The sequence below is a fragment of the Ruegeria marisrubri genome, from assembly GCF_001507595.1.
GTDB lineage: Bacteria > Pseudomonadota > Alphaproteobacteria > Rhodobacterales > Rhodobacteraceae > Ruegeria > Ruegeria marisrubri.
The window spans coordinates 427,454-443,483 of sequence record NZ_LQBQ01000001.1 but is presented as its reverse complement, the minus strand read 5'-3'; the positions used below and the strand labels follow the sequence as shown (position 1 = coordinate 443,483).

At 66.0% G+C, this 16,030-nt stretch carries 17 protein-coding genes; 12 read left to right on the top strand and 5 right to left on the bottom strand.

All coding sequences use genetic code 11. The features are described 5' to 3' along the window. Positions 1–77: 77 nt before the first annotated feature. The 4 genes from AVO45_RS02085 to AVO45_RS02070 all read left to right on the top strand — a co-directional run bounded on the left by AVO45_RS02085 (position 78) and on the right by AVO45_RS02070 (position 4,549). Positions 78–1,901: a putative nucleotidyltransferase substrate binding domain-containing protein gene (locus tag AVO45_RS02085; RefSeq protein WP_068344023.1), complete on the top strand. Its 1,824-nt coding sequence runs from the start codon at positions 78–80 to the stop codon at positions 1,899–1,901. Between the two features lie 83 nt (positions 1,902–1,984). After that, positions 1,985–2,509 (top strand): hypothetical protein, encoded by a 525-nt coding sequence (locus AVO45_RS02080; protein WP_068344020.1) that lies wholly within the window; start codon positions 1,985–1,987, stop codon positions 2,507–2,509. Next, a complete protein-coding gene (locus tag AVO45_RS02075; RefSeq protein ID WP_068344019.1) occupies positions 2,506–3,921 on the top strand; it encodes a 3'-5' exonuclease in 1,416 nt (471 codons plus the stop codon). The genes AVO45_RS02080 and AVO45_RS02075 overlap by 4 nt, the downstream gene beginning before the upstream one ends. Before the next feature lie 127 nt (positions 3,922–4,048). Further along, positions 4,049–4,549 (top strand): flavin reductase family protein, encoded by a 501-nt coding sequence (locus tag AVO45_RS02070; protein WP_068344017.1) that lies wholly within the window; start codon positions 4,049–4,051, stop codon positions 4,547–4,549. Between the two features lie 15 nt (positions 4,550–4,564). Here the strand turns inward: AVO45_RS02070 and AVO45_RS02065 are convergent, their stop codons facing one another. The 4 genes from AVO45_RS02065 to AVO45_RS02050 are packed head-to-tail and all read right to left on the bottom strand — an operon-like array spanning position 4,565 to position 7,000. Beyond that, positions 4,565–5,044 carry a DUF6505 family protein gene (locus tag AVO45_RS02065; protein WP_068344015.1) on the bottom strand — a complete coding sequence of 160 codons (480 nt, stop codon included), beginning with the start codon at positions 5,042–5,044 and terminating at the stop codon, positions 4,565–4,567. Further along, entirely contained in the window at positions 5,041–5,748 is a 708-nt protein-coding gene (locus AVO45_RS02060; RefSeq protein WP_068344013.1) for a biotin/lipoate--protein ligase family protein, read from the bottom strand. The genes AVO45_RS02065 and AVO45_RS02060 overlap by 4 nt, the downstream gene beginning before the upstream one ends. Then, positions 5,745–6,806, bottom strand: a complete 1,062-nt coding sequence (locus AVO45_RS02055) for an Mrp/NBP35 family ATP-binding protein (RefSeq protein ID WP_068344011.1) — start codon at positions 6,804–6,806, stop codon at positions 5,745–5,747. Before AVO45_RS02055 ends, AVO45_RS02060 begins: the two co-directional genes overlap by 4 nt. After that, a complete protein-coding gene (locus tag AVO45_RS02050) occupies positions 6,803–7,000 on the bottom strand; it encodes a DUF6494 family protein (protein WP_068344010.1) in 198 nt (65 codons plus the stop codon). The genes AVO45_RS02055 and AVO45_RS02050 overlap by 4 nt, the downstream gene beginning before the upstream one ends. Positions 7,001–7,064: 64 nt before the next feature. Between AVO45_RS02050 and AVO45_RS02045 the strand changes: the two genes are divergently transcribed. Continuing rightward, positions 7,065–7,793: a cytochrome c family protein gene (locus AVO45_RS02045; RefSeq protein ID WP_068344009.1), complete on the top strand. Its 729-nt coding sequence runs from the start codon at positions 7,065–7,067 to the stop codon at positions 7,791–7,793. Here the strand turns inward: AVO45_RS02045 and AVO45_RS02040 are convergent. Next, positions 7,787–9,742 carry a 4Fe-4S binding protein gene (locus tag AVO45_RS02040; RefSeq protein WP_068344008.1) on the bottom strand — a complete coding sequence of 652 codons (1,956 nt, stop codon included), beginning with the start codon at positions 9,740–9,742 and terminating at the stop codon, positions 7,787–7,789. The genes AVO45_RS02045 and AVO45_RS02040 overlap by 7 nt on opposite strands. Positions 9,743–9,997: 255 nt before the next feature. On the opposite strand from AVO45_RS02040, the gene AVO45_RS02035 reads away from it, so the two are divergent. The 7 genes from AVO45_RS02035 to AVO45_RS02005 all read left to right on the top strand — a co-directional run bounded on the left by AVO45_RS02035 (position 9,998) and on the right by AVO45_RS02005 (position 16,022). Next, positions 9,998–10,552: a DUF3305 domain-containing protein gene (locus tag AVO45_RS02035; RefSeq protein ID WP_082688627.1), complete on the top strand. Its 555-nt coding sequence runs from the start codon at positions 9,998–10,000 to the stop codon at positions 10,550–10,552. Further along, positions 10,549–11,130, top strand: coding sequence for a DUF3306 domain-containing protein (locus tag AVO45_RS02030; protein ID WP_068344007.1), 582 nt, complete (start codon positions 10,549–10,551; stop codon positions 11,128–11,130). The genes AVO45_RS02035 and AVO45_RS02030 overlap by 4 nt, the downstream gene beginning before the upstream one ends. Positions 11,131–11,134: 4 nt before the next feature. Continuing rightward, entirely contained in the window at positions 11,135–11,746 is a 612-nt protein-coding gene (locus tag AVO45_RS02025) for a TorD/DmsD family molecular chaperone (RefSeq protein ID WP_068344006.1), read from the top strand. Between the two features lie 58 nt (positions 11,747–11,804). After that, on the top strand, positions 11,805–11,993 hold the full coding sequence (locus AVO45_RS02020) for a twin-arginine translocation signal domain-containing protein (RefSeq protein ID WP_068344682.1): 189 nt from the start codon (positions 11,805–11,807) through the stop codon (positions 11,991–11,993). A gap of 105 nt (positions 11,994–12,098) precedes the next feature. Then, the gene (locus AVO45_RS02015; protein WP_068344005.1) at positions 12,099–14,993 is read left to right on the top strand and encodes a formate dehydrogenase subunit alpha; all 2,895 of its coding nucleotides are present in this window, start codon (positions 12,099–12,101) and stop codon (positions 14,991–14,993) included. 12 nt (positions 14,994–15,005) lie between these two features. Further along, positions 15,006–15,599, top strand: a complete 594-nt coding sequence (gene fdh3B / locus AVO45_RS02010) for a formate dehydrogenase FDH3 subunit beta (protein WP_068344004.1) — start codon at positions 15,006–15,008, stop codon at positions 15,597–15,599. 72 nt (positions 15,600–15,671) lie between these two features. After that, positions 15,672–16,022: a putative quinol monooxygenase gene (locus AVO45_RS02005; protein WP_068344003.1), complete on the top strand. Its 351-nt coding sequence runs from the start codon at positions 15,672–15,674 to the stop codon at positions 16,020–16,022. The last annotated feature ends 8 nt before the right edge of the window (positions 16,023–16,030 follow it).

Genomic DNA, 16,030 nt, shown 5'->3' with positions numbered 1-16,030 from the left:
GCCCTTGACACGCTACCGTTCCCGCCCGGCATTCGACCGGGCGGGGCATTTTCATTTCAGATGTTGCGAATGACACGATGCCCCTGACCGCCGAACAGATCGCCCACTTTCTGAAATCCGTTCACCCCTATGACGCCCTGCCCGCCGCTGTGCTGGACTCGATTTCCGCCCGGATCGAGGTTCGCGCGCTGGCAAAAGGCAAAACGGTGTTCCGGCACGGCGATCCGCTGCCGGGACTGTTCATCATCCATGAAGGCCAGATCGAGATCACCGACGAGAACGGCGTCGTCGTTTCGCATCTGAGCCTGCGCAACTCTTTTGGCGAACGGGGGCTGCTGCGTGGCGGCAAGGCGGCTTCGAGCGCCCGGACCGAGGCGGATTCCGTTCTGCTGATGCTGCCGGCCGACCTGTTCCAGGACCTGTGTGCGACGCATGAGGTCGTGGCCAGGTTCTTCGATCGGGCCCGTGCCCCGCGACCGCAGCAGGAATCGCTGGCCACGAGCACCGTCGATGCCCTGATGGCGCGAAACCCGGAGACATGCGCTCTGGACACGTCGGTGCAGGAAGCCGCCCGGCAGATGCGCGAGCGCGGCATTTCCTCGCTCTGCGTCACCGACGGCAACGCGCTGAAGGGGATCGTCACCCTGCGCGACCTGTCGGGCAAGGTCGTGGCCGAGGCCCTGCCCGCCTCGACGCCGGTGTCGCAGATCATGACGCCCGGCCCGATCACCCTGTCGCCGGGCGATATCGGCAGCGACGTGTTGCACACCATGATGGAGCGCCATATCGGCCATATCCCGATCACCGAGGGCGGTCGGCTGGTGGGCATGGTCACCCGGACCGACATGACGCGGTACCAGGCCGTCAACTCGGCCGAACTGGTCAGCGCGGTCGCCCGCGCCTCTGACGCCGGGGAGATGGCCAAGGTCACGGCCGAGATCCCCCGCCTGCTGGCGCAGCTGGTCGCCGGCGGCAACCGGCACGAGGTGGTGACCCGGCTGATCACCGACATCGCCGACACCGCCACGCGCCGCCTGTTGGCGCTGGCCGAGGCAAAGCTGGGTCCGCCGCCGGTGCCCTATCTGTGGCTGGCCTGCGGCTCGCAGGGCCGGCAGGAGCAGACCGGCGTTTCGGATCAGGACAACTGCCTGATGCTGGACGATTCGGTCAGCGAGGCCGACATGGCCTATTTCGCGGCGCTGGCGAAATTCGTGTCCGACGGGCTGGACGCCTGCGGCTATTTCTACTGCCCCGGGGACATGATGGCGACCAACCCGCGCTGGTGTCAGCCGGTGCGGATCTGGCGCGAGTATTTCGCGGGCTGGATCGCCAAGCCGAACCCCGAGGCGCAGATGCTGGCCTCGGTCATGTTCGACCTGCGCCCGATCGGCGGAGCCTTTGACCTGTTCGAGGATCTGCAGGCCGAGACGCTGAGGGCGGCCAGCGCCAACTCGATCTTCGTGGCGCACATGATCTCGAACTCGCTGAAACATACCCCGCCGCTGGGGCTGCTGCGCGGCTTTGCCACGATCCGGTCGGGCGAGCACCGCAACACGCTGGACCTGAAGCACAACGGCGTGGTGCCCGTGGTGGATCTGGCGCGGATCTATGCCCTGCAGGGGCAGTTGACCGAGGTGAACACCCGCGCGCGCCTGAAGGCCGCCGAGGCGGCGGGTGTTCTGAGCCCTTCGGGCGCACGGGATCTGCTGGACGCCTATGACCTGATCGCCGAGACCCGGCTGGAGCACCAGGTGGCACAGGTGCGGCAGGGCAAGGAGCCCGACAACTATCTGGCGCCGAGCGACCTGTCGGATTTCGAGCGCAGCCATCTGCGTGACGCCTTCGTCGTGGTCAAGACGATGCAGTCGGCGGTCGGGCACGGCAAGGGGATGCTGGGGTGACGTCAGGCCGCGCGCCGGGCGGAGAACGCCTCCGGCGGGAGTATTTTTGAAAAGATGAAGATCTGGGGACCGGGAGGAAAACCATGTTTCTGGAGTTGATCGGGACGATCTTTGCCGGCTTCGCGATCGCGGGCGTGGTGATGCTGGTGAACCGGACCACCGGTGGGCGTCTGCCGCGCTGGCTGGCGCCGGTGGCGGCGGGTCTGGGGATGATCGGTGTCACCATCGCCAGCGAATATTCCTGGTACGAGCGCACCCGCGCCGCGCTGCCCGAGGGCCTGAGCGTGGTTCAGGAGGTCGAAAAGCGCGCCTTTTACCGGCCTTGGACCTATGTCGCTCCGTATGTCGATCGCTTTGCCGCACTCGACATGGCGTCGGTTCGGACCAACGAGAACGTGCCGGGACAGCGCCTTGTCGATCTATATTTCTTCGGTCGCTGGGCGCCGGTTTCCAAGCTGCCCGTCGCGGTGGATTGCGACGGTCTGCGCCGGGCCAACCTGGCCGATGGGGTGGAGTTTGCCGACGATGGCAGCGTGCGCAGTGCCGATTGGATCGAGGTGCCCGCCGATGACCCGATTGTCGCCACCACCTGCGGAGGTGCGTCATGATACCGGATCTCACGTTCCGCAAAGGCATTCTGCTGTTCTTCGCGCTGCTGGCCGCCGGGGCGCTCGGGATCACCGGATTGTCGCTGTATTTCGCCTATGCGCGCGCCGAGGCGCCGGGCCTGTACGACGCCTTCGTCCAGGGCGGCATGCTCATTGCCTTCGGAATGGTCGCCATGCTGGTGGGCGCCTGGTTGTTCTTTGACGAAAAGATTGCCAGACCGGCCGAACGGCTGGCTGCCGAGATGCGCACCCATGCGCATTCCGGCGTCGCCATGAAGATGGACCCCAAGGCCGCCCGGTTTCTGGGGGAACTTGCGCCCGCCGCGGCCGAGCTTTCGGGGCAGTTGAGCGAGGCGGCCGTCGGAATGGCCGCCGCCGTCGCCTCGGAAACCGAGCGGCTGGCGGAGGAAAAGAAACGGCTGACCCGCCTGCTCACCGAGGTTCCGATGGCGATCGCGCTGGTGAACCCGGCGCATCAGATCGTCCTGTACGACGGGCAGGCCGCCACGGTGCTGGCGCAGGTCGGGCACCCGCGCCTGAACGCCTCGCTGTTCGACTATTTCAAGCCCGAGGCGGTGCGCAAGGCCTATGCCCGGCTGGTCAAGACCGGCAAGGAGGTCTCGGCCCATCTCGACAGTTTCGACGGGGCAATCGGGCTTTCGGTGCGGATGAAACCTTTGGGCGATGCCCCGGGTTACATGCTGATCTTCGAGGACAGCGAGGCGCATATCGCACCCCAGGCCGAGCGCCCCCTGACCTATGATTTCGACCTGCTGGACGTGCCGGCCGACGACGAGTTCGAAACCACCAGGATCGGCGATCTGGTCTTTGTCGTCTTCGACACGGAAACCACCGGCCTGCTGCCGCACAAGGACGAGATCGTCCAGATCGGCGCGGTGCGCGTGGTGCGCGGCCGCATCGTCGAAGGCGAAACCCTGGACATGCTCGTCGATCCGGGAGTGCCGATTCCGCGCTCGTCCACGCGGGTGCATGGAATCTCCGACGAGATGGTCAAGGGCGCGCCCGGTATCGCCGAGGCGGGGCGCAAACTGCACCATTTCTCGCGCGACGCGGTGATCGTGGCCCATAACGCCCCCTTCGACATGGCCTTTCTGCGGCGGCATTCCGACAAGATGGACGTGGACTGGAACAGCCACGCCATTCTGGACACGGTGCTGCTGTCGGCGGTGCTGTTCGGCGCCGGAGAGACCCATACGCTGGATGCGCTCTGCGAGCGATTGGGCGTCGTCATCCCGCCCGCGCTGCGCCACACCGCGCTGGGGGATGCCCACGCGACGGCCGAAGTGCTGGTGCGGATGCTGCCGATGCTTGAGGCGCGCGGTTTCAAAACCTTCGGCGACGTGATTGCCGAAACGCGCAAGCATGGCCGCCTGCTGGAAGATCTCAACTGAGATCCGCCCGCCGGGGCCTTGCGCGGGGTGCGCGCCCGCGTAACGCTCTCGTGTAAGCGGTTTGCTTTTCATGGACAAATGTCGCAGGTCGTGGCAGTTGGGGCGAATCCACGGAACCGAGCGCGCGATGACCGAAAAGACTTTCACACCCGGCCCCCAGTCGACACTCGCCTTTCGCGAGGCGCTGGGATGTTTCGGCACCGGAGTCACGGTTGTCACCACCGGGACCAAGGACGGACCGGCCGCCATCACGGTCAATTCCTTTTCGTCGGTGTCGCTGGACCCGCCGCTGGTGCTGTGGTGCCTGGGCAAGGACTCGAACCGATTTGACGCCTTCAGCACCGCGCAACGCTATGCCATCCACGTGATGTCCGAGGATCAGCAGGAAGAGACATTGCAATTCGCCCGCAACGGCTGGGATTTCTCGCACGCGGAGTGGCGCCCGGACGAACACGGCACGCCGCTGCTGTCCGGCTGCCTTGCCCGGTTCGACTGCCGCCTGTCGGCGCAGCACGAGGCCGGGGATCACCTGATCCTGATCGGCGAGGTCGAGCGTGTGATGTATCGCACCGGCAAGGGACTGATGTTCAAGCGCGGCCAGTATGGCAGTTTCAGCGACCTGATCTGAGGCCGCGTCGAGCGGTCATTCGTCGAGCGAGCCGTGAACCGCCAGCGCCTCGAGCTCGGCGTCCTGCGGCGTGATCACCCGGTAGGCTTCGTGTACGCCGGCGTCGGTCAGCGAGCGCGCCACGGTCAGCAGCGTGTTGGGAGCGTGGTCCTCGCACAGCTCGGCCATATGGGCGATTTCGTCGCGCGCGACACCCAGCGCGGCCTCGGCTGACGGGGCGCCGTAATACTGCACGAAATGTTCGGCCAGGCCCTGTGTCAGCGCCGCGATCTCGGCCTCTTCGATCCGGGTCACGGCCACGAAGGTCACGCGGCCGAAGGTTTCTAGCCCAAGCCAGCCATTGGCAAAGGCCTGACGCGACTTGCCTTCCAGATCGCCCTCACCCCAGTTCGAGAATTCGAACCCGCCCGAGATGCACCATTCGCCGGTGCGCGCCGGCGAGTGGAAGACGTTGAGGTCGCTTTCGTCGAAATGGATGGCCCGCGCCAGTTTCATGCCTGTCCCTCCAGCAAGGCGCTCATCGGCACCAGATGGGTTTTGTCATCGTCGCGGATCAGCATGCCGAACCGTTCGTCCGTGCCTAGGAACACGCCCTTGTGCCCGCCCTGCTCGGCCGGCTCGCCGACGCCGCGCAGCAGCCCCATCCATTCGCCGTGCAGGGGGGCGTTGCCCTCCTGCTCCCAGCGGTGGAGCCATGTCAGCATGTGGCGCGACCAGCTTTCGACCAGCTGCACCGGGGACACCTCGGCGCAGCCCTCGTCATAGAGCGAGGTCACGTCCGGCGTGATGCCCGGCGCGTCGCCGGTCTGCATCAGGGCAAGCTCCCACCCGACCACGAGCCAGTCGGGGATGGCCTCGGGCTCGGACGTCGAGGCGGCGGCCCGGAGCTGGCCGCATTTCGCGCCGTTCACGTAGATCGGTCCGTCCCAGTCCAGATGCACGGCGACCTCGGGCGGGGCCAGCGCCCCCAGCGCGTTCTGGAACCCCACCGCGCAGAGCGGCAGCATCGCCATCGCGTCCTGCAGGGCCATTTCGGGGGCAAAGACGATGGCCGCGCGCAGACGGTCGGCCTGGATGTTGTAGACCACCGTCCCCGCGTCGCAGCCGAGCGCGGCCATCGCCTGCGCGCGGCCGAACGGGTCTTCCCCGCCCTGCACGGGGCGGCCCTGCAGCAAGGGGGGAAAGACCGGCTGGTTCATGCGAGCCCCTTGGCGACCAGATCGCGGGCGATCTTGCGGAACGCCTCGGCTTGCGGGCTGTCGGGCTTGCTGACCACCACCGGCGCGCCCCCGTCCGCCGCGACCCGGATGTCCAGATGCAGCGGGATCTCTCCCAGCAGCGGCACGCCGAGCGCCTCGGCCTCGGCGGCGACGCCCCCGTGACCGAAGACATGCTCTTCGTGCCCGCAATTCGAGCAGATATGGGTGGACATGTTCTCGATCATGCCGTGGATCGGCGTCTTGAGCTGGCGGAACATGTCGATGCCCTTGCGCGCGTCGATCAGCGCCACGTCCTGCGGGGTCGAGACCACGATGGCGCCGTCCACCTTGAACTTTTGGCTGAGCGTCAGCTGCACGTCGCCGGTGCCTGGCGGCAGATCCACGATCAGCACGTCGAGCGCGCCCCACTGCACCTGCCCCATCATCTGTTGCAGCGCCCCCATCAGCATCGGGCCGCGCCAGACGATCGCCTGCCCCTCGTTCACCATCAGGCCCATCGACATCATGGTGACGCCGTGGTTGCGCAGGGGCAGGATGGTCTTGCCGTCGGGGCTGGCCGGACGGCCCGAGACACCCAGCATCCGGGGCTGGGACGGGCCATAGACGTCGGCATCCAGCAGGCCGACGCGGCGGCCTTCGGCGGCCAGCGCGCAGGCGAGGTTGGCGGCCACGGTGGATTTGCCGACCCCGCCCTTGCCGCTGGCGATGGCGATGATCCGGTCCACCCCCGGAACGGCCTGCGGGCCGGTCTGCGCGGGCTTGGGCTTCGGCTTGAGTTCCGGCGGCGCCTTGTCGGAATGGGCCGTCATCATGGCCGAGACCTTTTCGACGCCCTCGACCATCTGCGCGGCCTTTTCGGCGGTGGCGCGCACCGGCTCCATCCGCTCGGCCTGTTTCGGGTCGATCTCGAGCACGAAGCGCACCGTGCCGTCCTCGACATTGAGGGCGCGCACGATGCCCGCGCTCACGATGTCCTGCCCGGAAACCGGGTCGGTGATCTTCTTGAGGTTCGCAAGAACCGCGTCGCGGATGCTCATGCGTCGCCGTCCTTGATCTGGCCGGTCACCACATGCTCGACATCCAGCCCGTCGATGGTCAGCACCATTTTGGCCTCGAAGGTCTTGCCCGCCGGGTTGCCGGCCTTGCGCAGCCCTTCCTCGATCGCCTGCTGGCTGGTCACGCCAACCTGCTTGAGGAATTTGCGCATCGACATGTTGTAGTCGCCGCTCATCGCATGAGTCTCCGTTTCATTCGCTTCGTTTGACGCATCTACCCTGCCCGCATTAGGCTGGGCCATGCGTTTTGCCCTTTTGTGCCTGAGCCTGGCCCTTTCCGCCAGCCCCTCGTGGGGGCAGGAGGCGCTTGGGCTGGCGAGCCCGGACGAGGTGGCACGGTCCGGCCTCTTGAAACATATCCTTCCGCGCTTCTCTCTCAAGACCGGGATACGCGTTGTCGCAGATGACGCCGGGCCGATGCAGATCGTCACGGATGCACCGGGAGAGCCGGTTTTCCAGCGCGACGGCACCATCTATCTGTTGCGCACCGAGGACGACCCGCGCCAGCAGCGGTTCCGCGACTGGCTACTGTCCGAGATCGGCAAGCGTACGGTGGAAAGCTTTCAGCCACCCGAGGGCGCGCCCTTCAGCGCCAGTTTCGAGGTTGCCGCCGCCTCGGTCGCGCCTGTCGTTTCCGGCAACGCCGCGCTTGGCGAGAAACTGTCGCTGGCCCATTGCGGCCGGTGCCACGTGATCGGGCCGCAGAACCGGATGAACGGGCTGGGCTCGACCCCGTCCTTTCCCGTGCTGCGGTCGCTGCCCGACTGGAACAACCGGTTTCAGCAGTTCTACGCGCTGAACCCGCACCCCGCCTTCACGCAGGTCGAGGGCGTGACCCCGCCCTTCAACCCCGAGCGGCCGCCGCCGATCCATCCGGTGTCGATCACGCTTGGCGATCTTGAGGCGATCGTGGCCTTCGTGACCGCCATGCAGGCGGCCGATCTGGGCGCGCCCTTGCAATTTCAGTGATCCTTGCGCTTGGAGAAATAGTCATCCGTGGTCACGACGCGCGGTTTAGGTTTGGACGCGAATGGATTGTTTTCGCTGTGAAACTGCGCCTTGACCCGGCAATCGTCGCACATCTGGATCATCCGCGCCTGATCTGACGAGGCGAACATCGGATGGTTGCCCGCCAGCTTCTCCATGATCCGCTCGACCGTGGATTTCACCCCGAAGGGCGCGCCGCATTCGATGCAGGCAAAGGGCTCTTCCTCGTTCAAAACGCGCTGCGACAGGGCCGCATCGTCAAGGTCGAGCTGCGGGATCAGGGTGATCGCGTTTTCCGGGCAGATCGTGCGGCACAGCCCGCATTGCAGGCAGGCGTCCTCCTGGAAGTTCAGCTGCGGCTTGTCGGGGTTGTCGATCAACGCCCCCGACGGGCAGAGCGACACGCAGCTCAGGCACAGGGTGCAGGCGCCGGTATCCACGTCGATCGCGCCATAGGGGGCGTTTTCCGGCAGGGGCAGAGGCTGCCCGGCGCCGGGGTTCAGCGCCTTGGCGGACAGGCGCGCGATCTGGCGGCGGTTGCCCATCGGCAGGACCGGATCGGCCAGGGGCTCTGGCGCCTCGTGCGCGTAAAGCAGGTCGGCCAGCAGGTCGGGGTCTCGCTCGTCGATGAGGCCCAGCCGCCCTGCCCCGGCAATGGCCTGTGCCAGTTCCAACTCGCGGGTCAGCGCGTCGCGCTCGGTGGTGGGCGCGAGCAGGATATCCACGCGGGCAAAGCCATGCGCCAGCGCGGCCAGCATCTCGGCATGACCGAAGCCGGACACGACCCCCAGTTCCAGCGGGATCACATCCGCCGGCAGCCCGCGCCCGAACCGCGCGGCCATGCGGATCATCGCGGCCCCGTGTGCGTCGTGGACCAGCAGCCGGGGCGATTTGCCACCGGCCTGGCGGTAGGTGCGCACCAGAACCTGCATCCGCGACAGCAGGGTGCCGACCGAGGGATCCTCGTAGGTGATCGCGGTCGAGGGGCACAGGGCCGCGCATTCACCGCAGCCCGCGCAGACCATCGGGTCGATCGCCACATGTTCGCCCGCAGGCGTGATGGCCCCGGTCGGACAGATGTCGAGGCAGTTGCTGCACCCCACCTGCCCGGCCCGCGAATGGGCGCAGAGCGTTTCCTCGAGCCGGACATAGAGCGGCTTTTCGAAAGTGCCCACCAATTGCGACGCCTCGAGCGCCAGCCGTTCCACGGCGAGCGGGTCGCGGGGATCGGCCCTGAGATAGCCCTCGCGTTTGTGCGGTGCCGGCACCAGAGGGGTGCCGCCGGTCAGGTCGATGATGATGTCGCATCGCGAGGACGCCCCGTCGCGCGGCGCGGTCCAGCCGAACGCGCCACGGCCACCCGGCTCGATCTGCGGCACCGCGTCGAGCCTGATCTCGAACCCGCCCAGAGCGCCGCGGACCTGCCGGACCCGGCCCTTTACAACGTCAAAGTCACGGGTCAGGGGCTGCGCGTCGTCGGTGACCAGCACGGTCACGGCAAGCAGGTCGGACAGACGCTCGGCCAGCCCGAAGGCCACCTCGCCCGGCCCGAGGATGAAACACACGCCTTCGCTGACCACGTCCGCGCTGGGGGTCGCTGGCACCGGCAAGAGCGCCTCGGCCGCCAGCGCCGCCATCTTGGGCATGGCGTCGGCCCCCTGTTCGGACCAGCCCGCCCGGTCGCGCAGATCGACGAAACCGGGCGCGTCGACGTCCAGTTCCTCGGCCAGTTCGCGGAATGTGACCTGCTCCTGCCCGCAGGCGATCACGGCCTGCCCGCCCTGTTGCAGCAGTTCCGCTGCCTTGCCCAATTCGCTGGTGCAAAGAGCATGATGAACCCTGGAACAGGCAACGCCGCATGCCGCGGCCAACCCGTCCGAGTCCAGTGACTGGGACCCGCCACAGTCGCACAGTATAAGTTTCTTGACCATGTCCTCCCCTCGGGCGAAGTGGTGCCCGCATCACAGACTAGGCACAAGGCGCGGCAGCGGTAAAGCCGCACCCGCGAAAATTGCACTATAGTTCACATGTTTTCGACTGCGCGGTAAGTCCGACTTTCGGAGAATTGATTGGAAAACGGTCAATTTCCTACTTTTTGCCAATTGCAGTCTTGGCATGAGACCTGCTTGTGTACCATAGTTCACATTAGAGAAGGCACTGGGGGAGAGCCTTCTGGGGAGGAACTGGTGGCCAAGGCCGCGATCCACATCGAAATGCCTCTGGGCGTCGTCGTCCGGAAAACGCCCGGCGTCACCCGTTGGGCGAAATGGAACTGGCGGGCCGTTGCCGTGCTGCCAGGTGCCGGGCCGGCCGACTGGGTCGAGCTGCGCCGCGAGGGCGATGCGGTCGAGTATCACGCGGCAACCTTGCCGCTGACGCTCTGGGCATCCGATACCGAGGCCTACCGGGTCAATCTGGCCGACGCTCAGCCGTCGATCTACCTGGTCCTGCGCGAAGAGGTCGAGGGGGATGGACCTCTGCACGCGGCCCTGGTCACCGCCTCCCCCTTCGAGGGGCAGGATTATGCGGATTCCGGCGAGGACATCGTCGAGAAGATCCCGATGACCGAGGGGCTGATCGCCTGGGTCCGGGATTTCACGCTCAAGCATCATCGCGAAGAGGTTTTCGTCAAGCGTCGCCGCGACAAGTCACGGGTGGATCTTGTCGAGGACGGCAAGGGGGATGCGCGCATCCGGCAGGACTCGGACGTGTATCGCGCCCCGCGGAGGGCCGCGCAATGAACAAGCCGCGCGATTTCTGGTCTCGCCGCAAGGCTGCCGTTCAGGCCGAGACCGAGGCGGAACACGCCGCGCTGGAGGCACAGGAAATCGCGCAGCAACAGGCAGAGCTGGAGGACAAGACCGACGCCGAGATCCTGGCGGAACTCGACCTGCCCGATCCGGACGACCTGAAGCCCGGCGACGATGTCTCGGGCTTCATGGCGCGTGCGGTGCCCGAGCGCATCCGGCAACGCGCCCTGCGCCGCCTGTGGCGGCTGAACCCGGTGCTGGCCAATGTCGATGGGCTGGTCGATTACGGCGAGGACTACACTGACGCGGCCTGCGTGGTGGAAACACTCCAAACCGCCTACCAGGTTGGCAAGGGCATGTTGGCGCATGTCGAGGCGCTGGCCGCTGCGGAGGATGCGCCCGACGAAGAGACCACCGACGCCGAGGATGAGGCACCGGTGGCAGAGGCCGCGCCGGAGCCGGACATGCCGCCCGCGGCAGCGGTGGCGCAGTCTGCTCCGGTCGATGAACACGATGAGCCCGAAATGCCCCCGGCCCCGCGCCGGATGAGATTTGAATTCGAAGGATAACCACATGGCCGCAGGCGACCCGCAAATACTGGACGTATCGGAAGAGGATCGGCTGCGCGCCGATTTCTACAATTTCCTGGGCCTGCTGCTGGCGGCCCCGCCGTCGCAGATGCTGCTGGACCAGATCGCCGGGCTGAGCGGCGACGACAGCGATCTGGGCCAGGCGATAAAGGCCCTCGCCCGGGTGGCCAAGGTGACCAACCCCGCCGGGGCCGAGCGCGAGTTCACCGCGCTGTTCATCGGCCTGGGCCGCGGCGAACTGCTGCCCTATGCCAGTTTCTACCTGACGGGTTTCCTGAACGAAAAGCCGCTGGCCCAGCTGCGCGCCGACATGGCCGCGCGCGGGATCACGCGGGCCCCCAACGTGTTCGAACCCGAGGACAACATCGCCTCGCTGATGGAGATGATGGGCGGCATGATCGTCGGACGCTTCGGCGCCCCGGCCTCGCTGGAGGATCAGAAGACCTTCTGGAGCCGGCATATCAGCCCCTGGGCGGGGCATTTCTTTTCGGATTTGGAAGCAGCCGAGAACTCGGTTCTCTATGCCTCGGTCGGCACCGCCGGCCGGGTCTTCATGGAGATCGAGCGCGAGGCCTTCCGGATGATGGCGGAGTGATCCGCCCCTCGCCGACGCCCGGTGGGGCGTCAAACCGCAAATGGGAAAGGAGGATCCCATGAGCAAGACCAAGGAGACCGGCGCATCCCGCCGCGATTTCCTGAAACTGGCCGGAACGGCGGCCCCGGCGGCCGTGGCGGCCGCCAGCCTGAGCGGAAAGGCCGAAGCGGCGGAGACGCCTGCCGAGGATACCCGCATCCAGGACACCGCGCATACCCGCGCATACATCGACAGCGCCCGGTTCTGAACCGGACGCCGTCACCCCGGTTGACGGTTGCGATTGGCCCTGACGCCGGTTTTGGGAGCACCAAGCCAGTCATGCCTCGCGCATGGCGAGCAAGGGAGGGAAGACATGCTTAGGAAAAAGACCAACGGGGTTGCGAGACGCCCCCAGCGGACTTCGATCCTGTCTGCGATCGGCGAAAAAACCGTTGATCGCCGCGCGTTCCTGCGCGGATCGGGCCTGACGATCGGCGGCCTTGCCGCGATCAGCGCCACGGGCGGCACCGTGACGCCCGCATCGGCCCAGCAAGCGGCGGCGACCGCCGTCGAGAACGTGAAATCCGTATGCACGCACTGCTCGGTCGGATGCACCGTCATCGCCGAGGTGCAGAACGGCGTCTGGATCGGCCAGGAGCCCGGCTGGGACAGCCCGTTCAACCTGGGCGCCCATTGCGCCAAGGGCGCATCCGTGCGCGAACATGCCCATGGCGAACGCCGCCTGAAATACCCGATGAAGAAAGAGGGCGGTGAGTGGAAACGCATCAGCTGGGAAGAGGCGATCAACGAGATCGGCGACGGCATGATGAAGATCCGCGAGGAATCGGGCCCTGACAGCGTCTATTGGCTGGGCTCGGCCAAGCACAACAACGAACAGGCCTACCTGTTCCGCAAGTTCGCCGCCTACTGGGGCACGAACAACGTGGACCACCAGGCCCGCATCTGCCACTCGACCACCGTTGCGGGTGTTGCGAACACATGGGGCTACGGCGCCATGACCAACAGCTACAACGACATCCACAACAGCCGCGCCATCTTCATCATCGGCGGTAACCCGGCCGAGGCGCACCCCGTCTCGCTGCTGCATGTTCTGCGCGCGAAAGAGCAGAACAATGCGCCGCTGATCGTGTGCGACCCGCGGTTCACCCGCACGGCCGCCCATGCCGATGAATATGTCCGCTTCCGCCCCGGCACCGACGTGGCGCTGATCTGGGGCATCCTGTGGCACATCTTTGAAAACGGCTGGGAGGACAAGGAGTTCATCCGCACCCGCGTCTGGGGCATGGACCAGATCCGGGCCGAGGTGAAGAAGTGGACGCCCGAGGAGACCGAGCGCGTGACCGGCGTGCCGGGGTCTCAGTTGCAGCGCGTCGCCCGCACCCTGGCGAACAACCGTCCCGGCACCGTGATCTGGTGCATGGGCGGCACCCAGCACACCAATGGCAACAACAACACCCGCGCCTACTGCATCCTGCAGCTTGCCCTGGGCAACATGGGCACCTCGGGTGGCGGAACCAACATCTTCCGCGGCCATGACAACGTGCAGGGCGCGACTGACCTTGGCGTGCTGTCCCATACCCTGCCCGGCTATTACGGCCTGTCGGCCGGGGCCTGGGCGCATTGGGCGCGTGTCTGGGGCGAGGATCTGGACTGGCTGAAAGGACAGTTCGACTCGATCAAGGACAAGGAAGGCAAGGACAAGCCACTGATGAACGAACGCGGCATTCCGGTGTCGCGCTGGATCGATGGCGTGTTGGAAGACCCCGCCAACATGGACCAGCCCAACAACGTGCGGGCGATGGTTCTGTGGGGCCACGCACCCAACTCGCAGACCCGCGGGCCGGAGATGAAGACGGCGATGGAAAAGCTGGACATGCTGGTCGTGATCGACCCGTATCCCACCGTTTCCGCCGTTCTGCATGACCGGACCGATGGCGTCTATCTGCTGCCGGCCTGTACGCAGTTCGAAACCCGTGGCTCGGTCACGGCCTCGAACCGCTCGTTGCAGTGGCGTGACAAGGTGGTCGATCCGCTGTTCGAAAGCCTGCCGGACGAGGTCATCATGGCCAAGTTCGCCAACAAGTTCGGCTGGGCCGACCGGTTCTTCCGCAATATCGAGATGGAAGACCCCGAAACCCCGAATGTCGAGAGCATCACGCGCGAGTTCAACTCGGGCCTGTGGACGATCGGCTACACGGGGCAGTCGCCCGAGCGGCTCAAGAGCCACATGGCCAACCAGCACACGTTCGACAAGACGACGCTGCAGGCCATCGGCGGCCCGAACGACGGCGAATACTACGGTCTGCCGTGGCCCTGCTGGGGCACCGCCGAGATGGGTCATCCGGGCACGCCGAACCTGTATGACATGTCCAAGCCGGTGGCCGAGGGCGGCCTGACCTTCCGCGCGCGTTTCGGCGTCGAGCGGGACGGTCAGAACCTGCTGGCCGAAGGCGTCTACAGCGTGGGTTCGGAGATCCAGGACGGATACCCCGAGTTCACCATGCAGATGCTGATGGACCTGGGCTGGGATGGCGATCTGACCGACGAGGAGCGCGCCGCGATCGACGCCGTGGCGGGCCCCAAGACCAACTGGAAGACCGACCTGTCGGGCGGCATCCAGCGGGTCGCCATCAAGCATGGCTGCGCCCCCTTCGGCAATGCCAAGGCGCGCACGGTGGTCTGGACCTTCCCGGATCCGATCCCGCTGCACCGCGAGCCGCTATACACGCCGCGGCGCGACCTGGTGGCCGACTATCCCACCTACGAGGACCGGCATGCCTATCGTCTGCCGACGCTCTACGCTTCGATCCAGAAGAAAGACTTTTCAAAGGATTACCCGATGATCCTGACGTCCGGTCGTCTGGTCGAATACGAGGGCGGCGGCGAAGAGACGCGGTCGAACCCGTGGCTGGCCGAGCTGCAGCAGGACATGTTCGTCGAGATCAACCCGCGCGACGCCAACAACCTTGGCATCCGTGACGGACAGCAGGTCTGGGTCGAAGGCCCCGAGCGCGGCAAGGTCAAGGTGATGGCGATGCTGACCGAAAGGGTCGGTGCCGGGGTGGCCTTCATGCCATTCCATTTCGGCGGCCATTTCCAGGGCGAGGATCTGCGGCACAAGTATCCCGCAGGGGCCGACCCCTATGTGCTGGGCGAAAGCTCGAACACGGCACAGACCTATGGCTATGACTCTGTGACCCAGATGCAGGAGACCAAGGTGACTCTCTGCAAGATCTCGGCAGCGTAAGGAGGAAGACAGATGGCTAGAGCTAAATTTCTATGCGACGCCGAACGCTGCATCGAGTGCAATGCCTGCGTGACCGCGTGCAAGAACGAGCACGAGGTGCCCTGGGGCATCAACCGCCGCAGGGTGGTGACGATCAATGACGGCAAGCCGGGCGAACGGTCGATCTCGGTCGCGTGCATGCATTGTTCGGATGCGCCCTGCATGGCGGTGTGCCCGGTCGATTGCTTCTATCAGACCGAGGATGGCATCGTGCTGCACTCCAAGGATCTGTGCATCGGCTGCGGCTATTGCTTCTACGCGTGCCCCTTCGGCGCGCCGCAATATCCGCAGGCGGGCAATTTCGGATCCCGCGGCAAGATGGACAAGTGCACCTTCTGCGCCGGCGGCCCGGAAGAGACCCACTCGAACGCCGAGTTCTCGAAATACGGCCGCAACCGGATCGCCGAGGGCAAGCTGCCCTTGTGCGCCGAGATGTGCTCGACCAAGGCACTGTTGGCGGGCGATGGCGACGTGGTGTCGGCCGTCTACCGCGAACGCGTCGTGGCGCGCGGCTTCGGTTCCGGCGCCTGGGGCTGGGGCACCGCCTATGACCAGAAGGGCGGCTGATCCGGCCTGAAAGATTGACGCGCGGCGGCCATTGCGTCGCCGCGCCTCATCACGCGCTTGCGGAGTTGCTCGATGACCGAGGATGTCTATTGGATCCTGCGCCTGACCCTGAAGGACGGGCAGGACAAGGTTTTTGAGACCCTGATGGGTGAGATGGTTGCCGCGACCCTGAAAGAGAGCGGCGCCAAGGCCTATGAATGGCACAGATCCGGGTCCGCGGTGCATATCTATGAACGCTATGGCAGCGCCGATGACGCCCTGATCCACCTGGGCCATTTCCGGAGCAATTTCGCCAGCCGTTTCACGGCGATCCTGGAACCCACCGGGATGGATGTCTATGGCGCCGTCAACGACGAACTGCGCAAGGCCCTGTCGGCCATGGGCGCGCAATTCTACGACCATGTGGGCGGCTTCGGCCGCTGACCGCGAAT

Excerpts from the sequence above, each read along its gene's own strand:
- AVO45_RS02085 (WP_068344023.1), top strand. The coding sequence starts at position 78 with ATGCCCCTGACCGCCGAACAGATCGCCCACTTTCTGAAATCCGTTCAC.
- AVO45_RS02080 (WP_068344020.1), top strand. The coding sequence starts at position 1,985 with ATGTTTCTGGAGTTGATCGGGACGATCTTTGCCGGCTTCGCGATCGCG.
- AVO45_RS02075 (WP_068344019.1), top strand. The coding sequence starts at position 2,506 with ATGATACCGGATCTCACGTTCCGCAAAGGCATTCTGCTGTTCTTCGCG.
- AVO45_RS02070 (WP_068344017.1), top strand. The coding sequence starts at position 4,049 with ATGACCGAAAAGACTTTCACACCCGGCCCCCAGTCGACACTCGCCTTT.
- AVO45_RS02065 (WP_068344015.1), bottom strand. The coding sequence starts at position 5,044 with ATGAAACTGGCGCGGGCCATCCATTTCGACGAAAGCGACCTCAACGTC.
- AVO45_RS02060 (WP_068344013.1), bottom strand. The coding sequence starts at position 5,748 with ATGAACCAGCCGGTCTTTCCCCCCTTGCTGCAGGGCCGCCCCGTGCAG.
- AVO45_RS02055 (WP_068344011.1), bottom strand. The coding sequence starts at position 6,806 with ATGAGCATCCGCGACGCGGTTCTTGCGAACCTCAAGAAGATCACCGAC.
- AVO45_RS02050 (WP_068344010.1), bottom strand. The coding sequence starts at position 7,000 with ATGAGCGGCGACTACAACATGTCGATGCGCAAATTCCTCAAGCAGGTT.
- AVO45_RS02045 (WP_068344009.1), top strand. The coding sequence starts at position 7,065 with ATGCGTTTTGCCCTTTTGTGCCTGAGCCTGGCCCTTTCCGCCAGCCCC.
- AVO45_RS02040 (WP_068344008.1), bottom strand. The coding sequence starts at position 9,742 with ATGGTCAAGAAACTTATACTGTGCGACTGTGGCGGGTCCCAGTCACTG.
- AVO45_RS02030 (WP_068344007.1), top strand. The coding sequence starts at position 10,549 with ATGAACAAGCCGCGCGATTTCTGGTCTCGCCGCAAGGCTGCCGTTCAG.
- AVO45_RS02025 (WP_068344006.1), top strand. The coding sequence starts at position 11,135 with ATGGCCGCAGGCGACCCGCAAATACTGGACGTATCGGAAGAGGATCGG.
- AVO45_RS02020 (WP_068344682.1), top strand. The coding sequence starts at position 11,805 with ATGAGCAAGACCAAGGAGACCGGCGCATCCCGCCGCGATTTCCTGAAA.
- AVO45_RS02015 (WP_068344005.1), top strand. The coding sequence starts at position 12,099 with ATGCTTAGGAAAAAGACCAACGGGGTTGCGAGACGCCCCCAGCGGACT.
- fdh3B (WP_068344004.1), top strand. The coding sequence starts at position 15,006 with ATGGCTAGAGCTAAATTTCTATGCGACGCCGAACGCTGCATCGAGTGC.
- AVO45_RS02005 (WP_068344003.1), top strand. The coding sequence starts at position 15,672 with ATGACCGAGGATGTCTATTGGATCCTGCGCCTGACCCTGAAGGACGGG.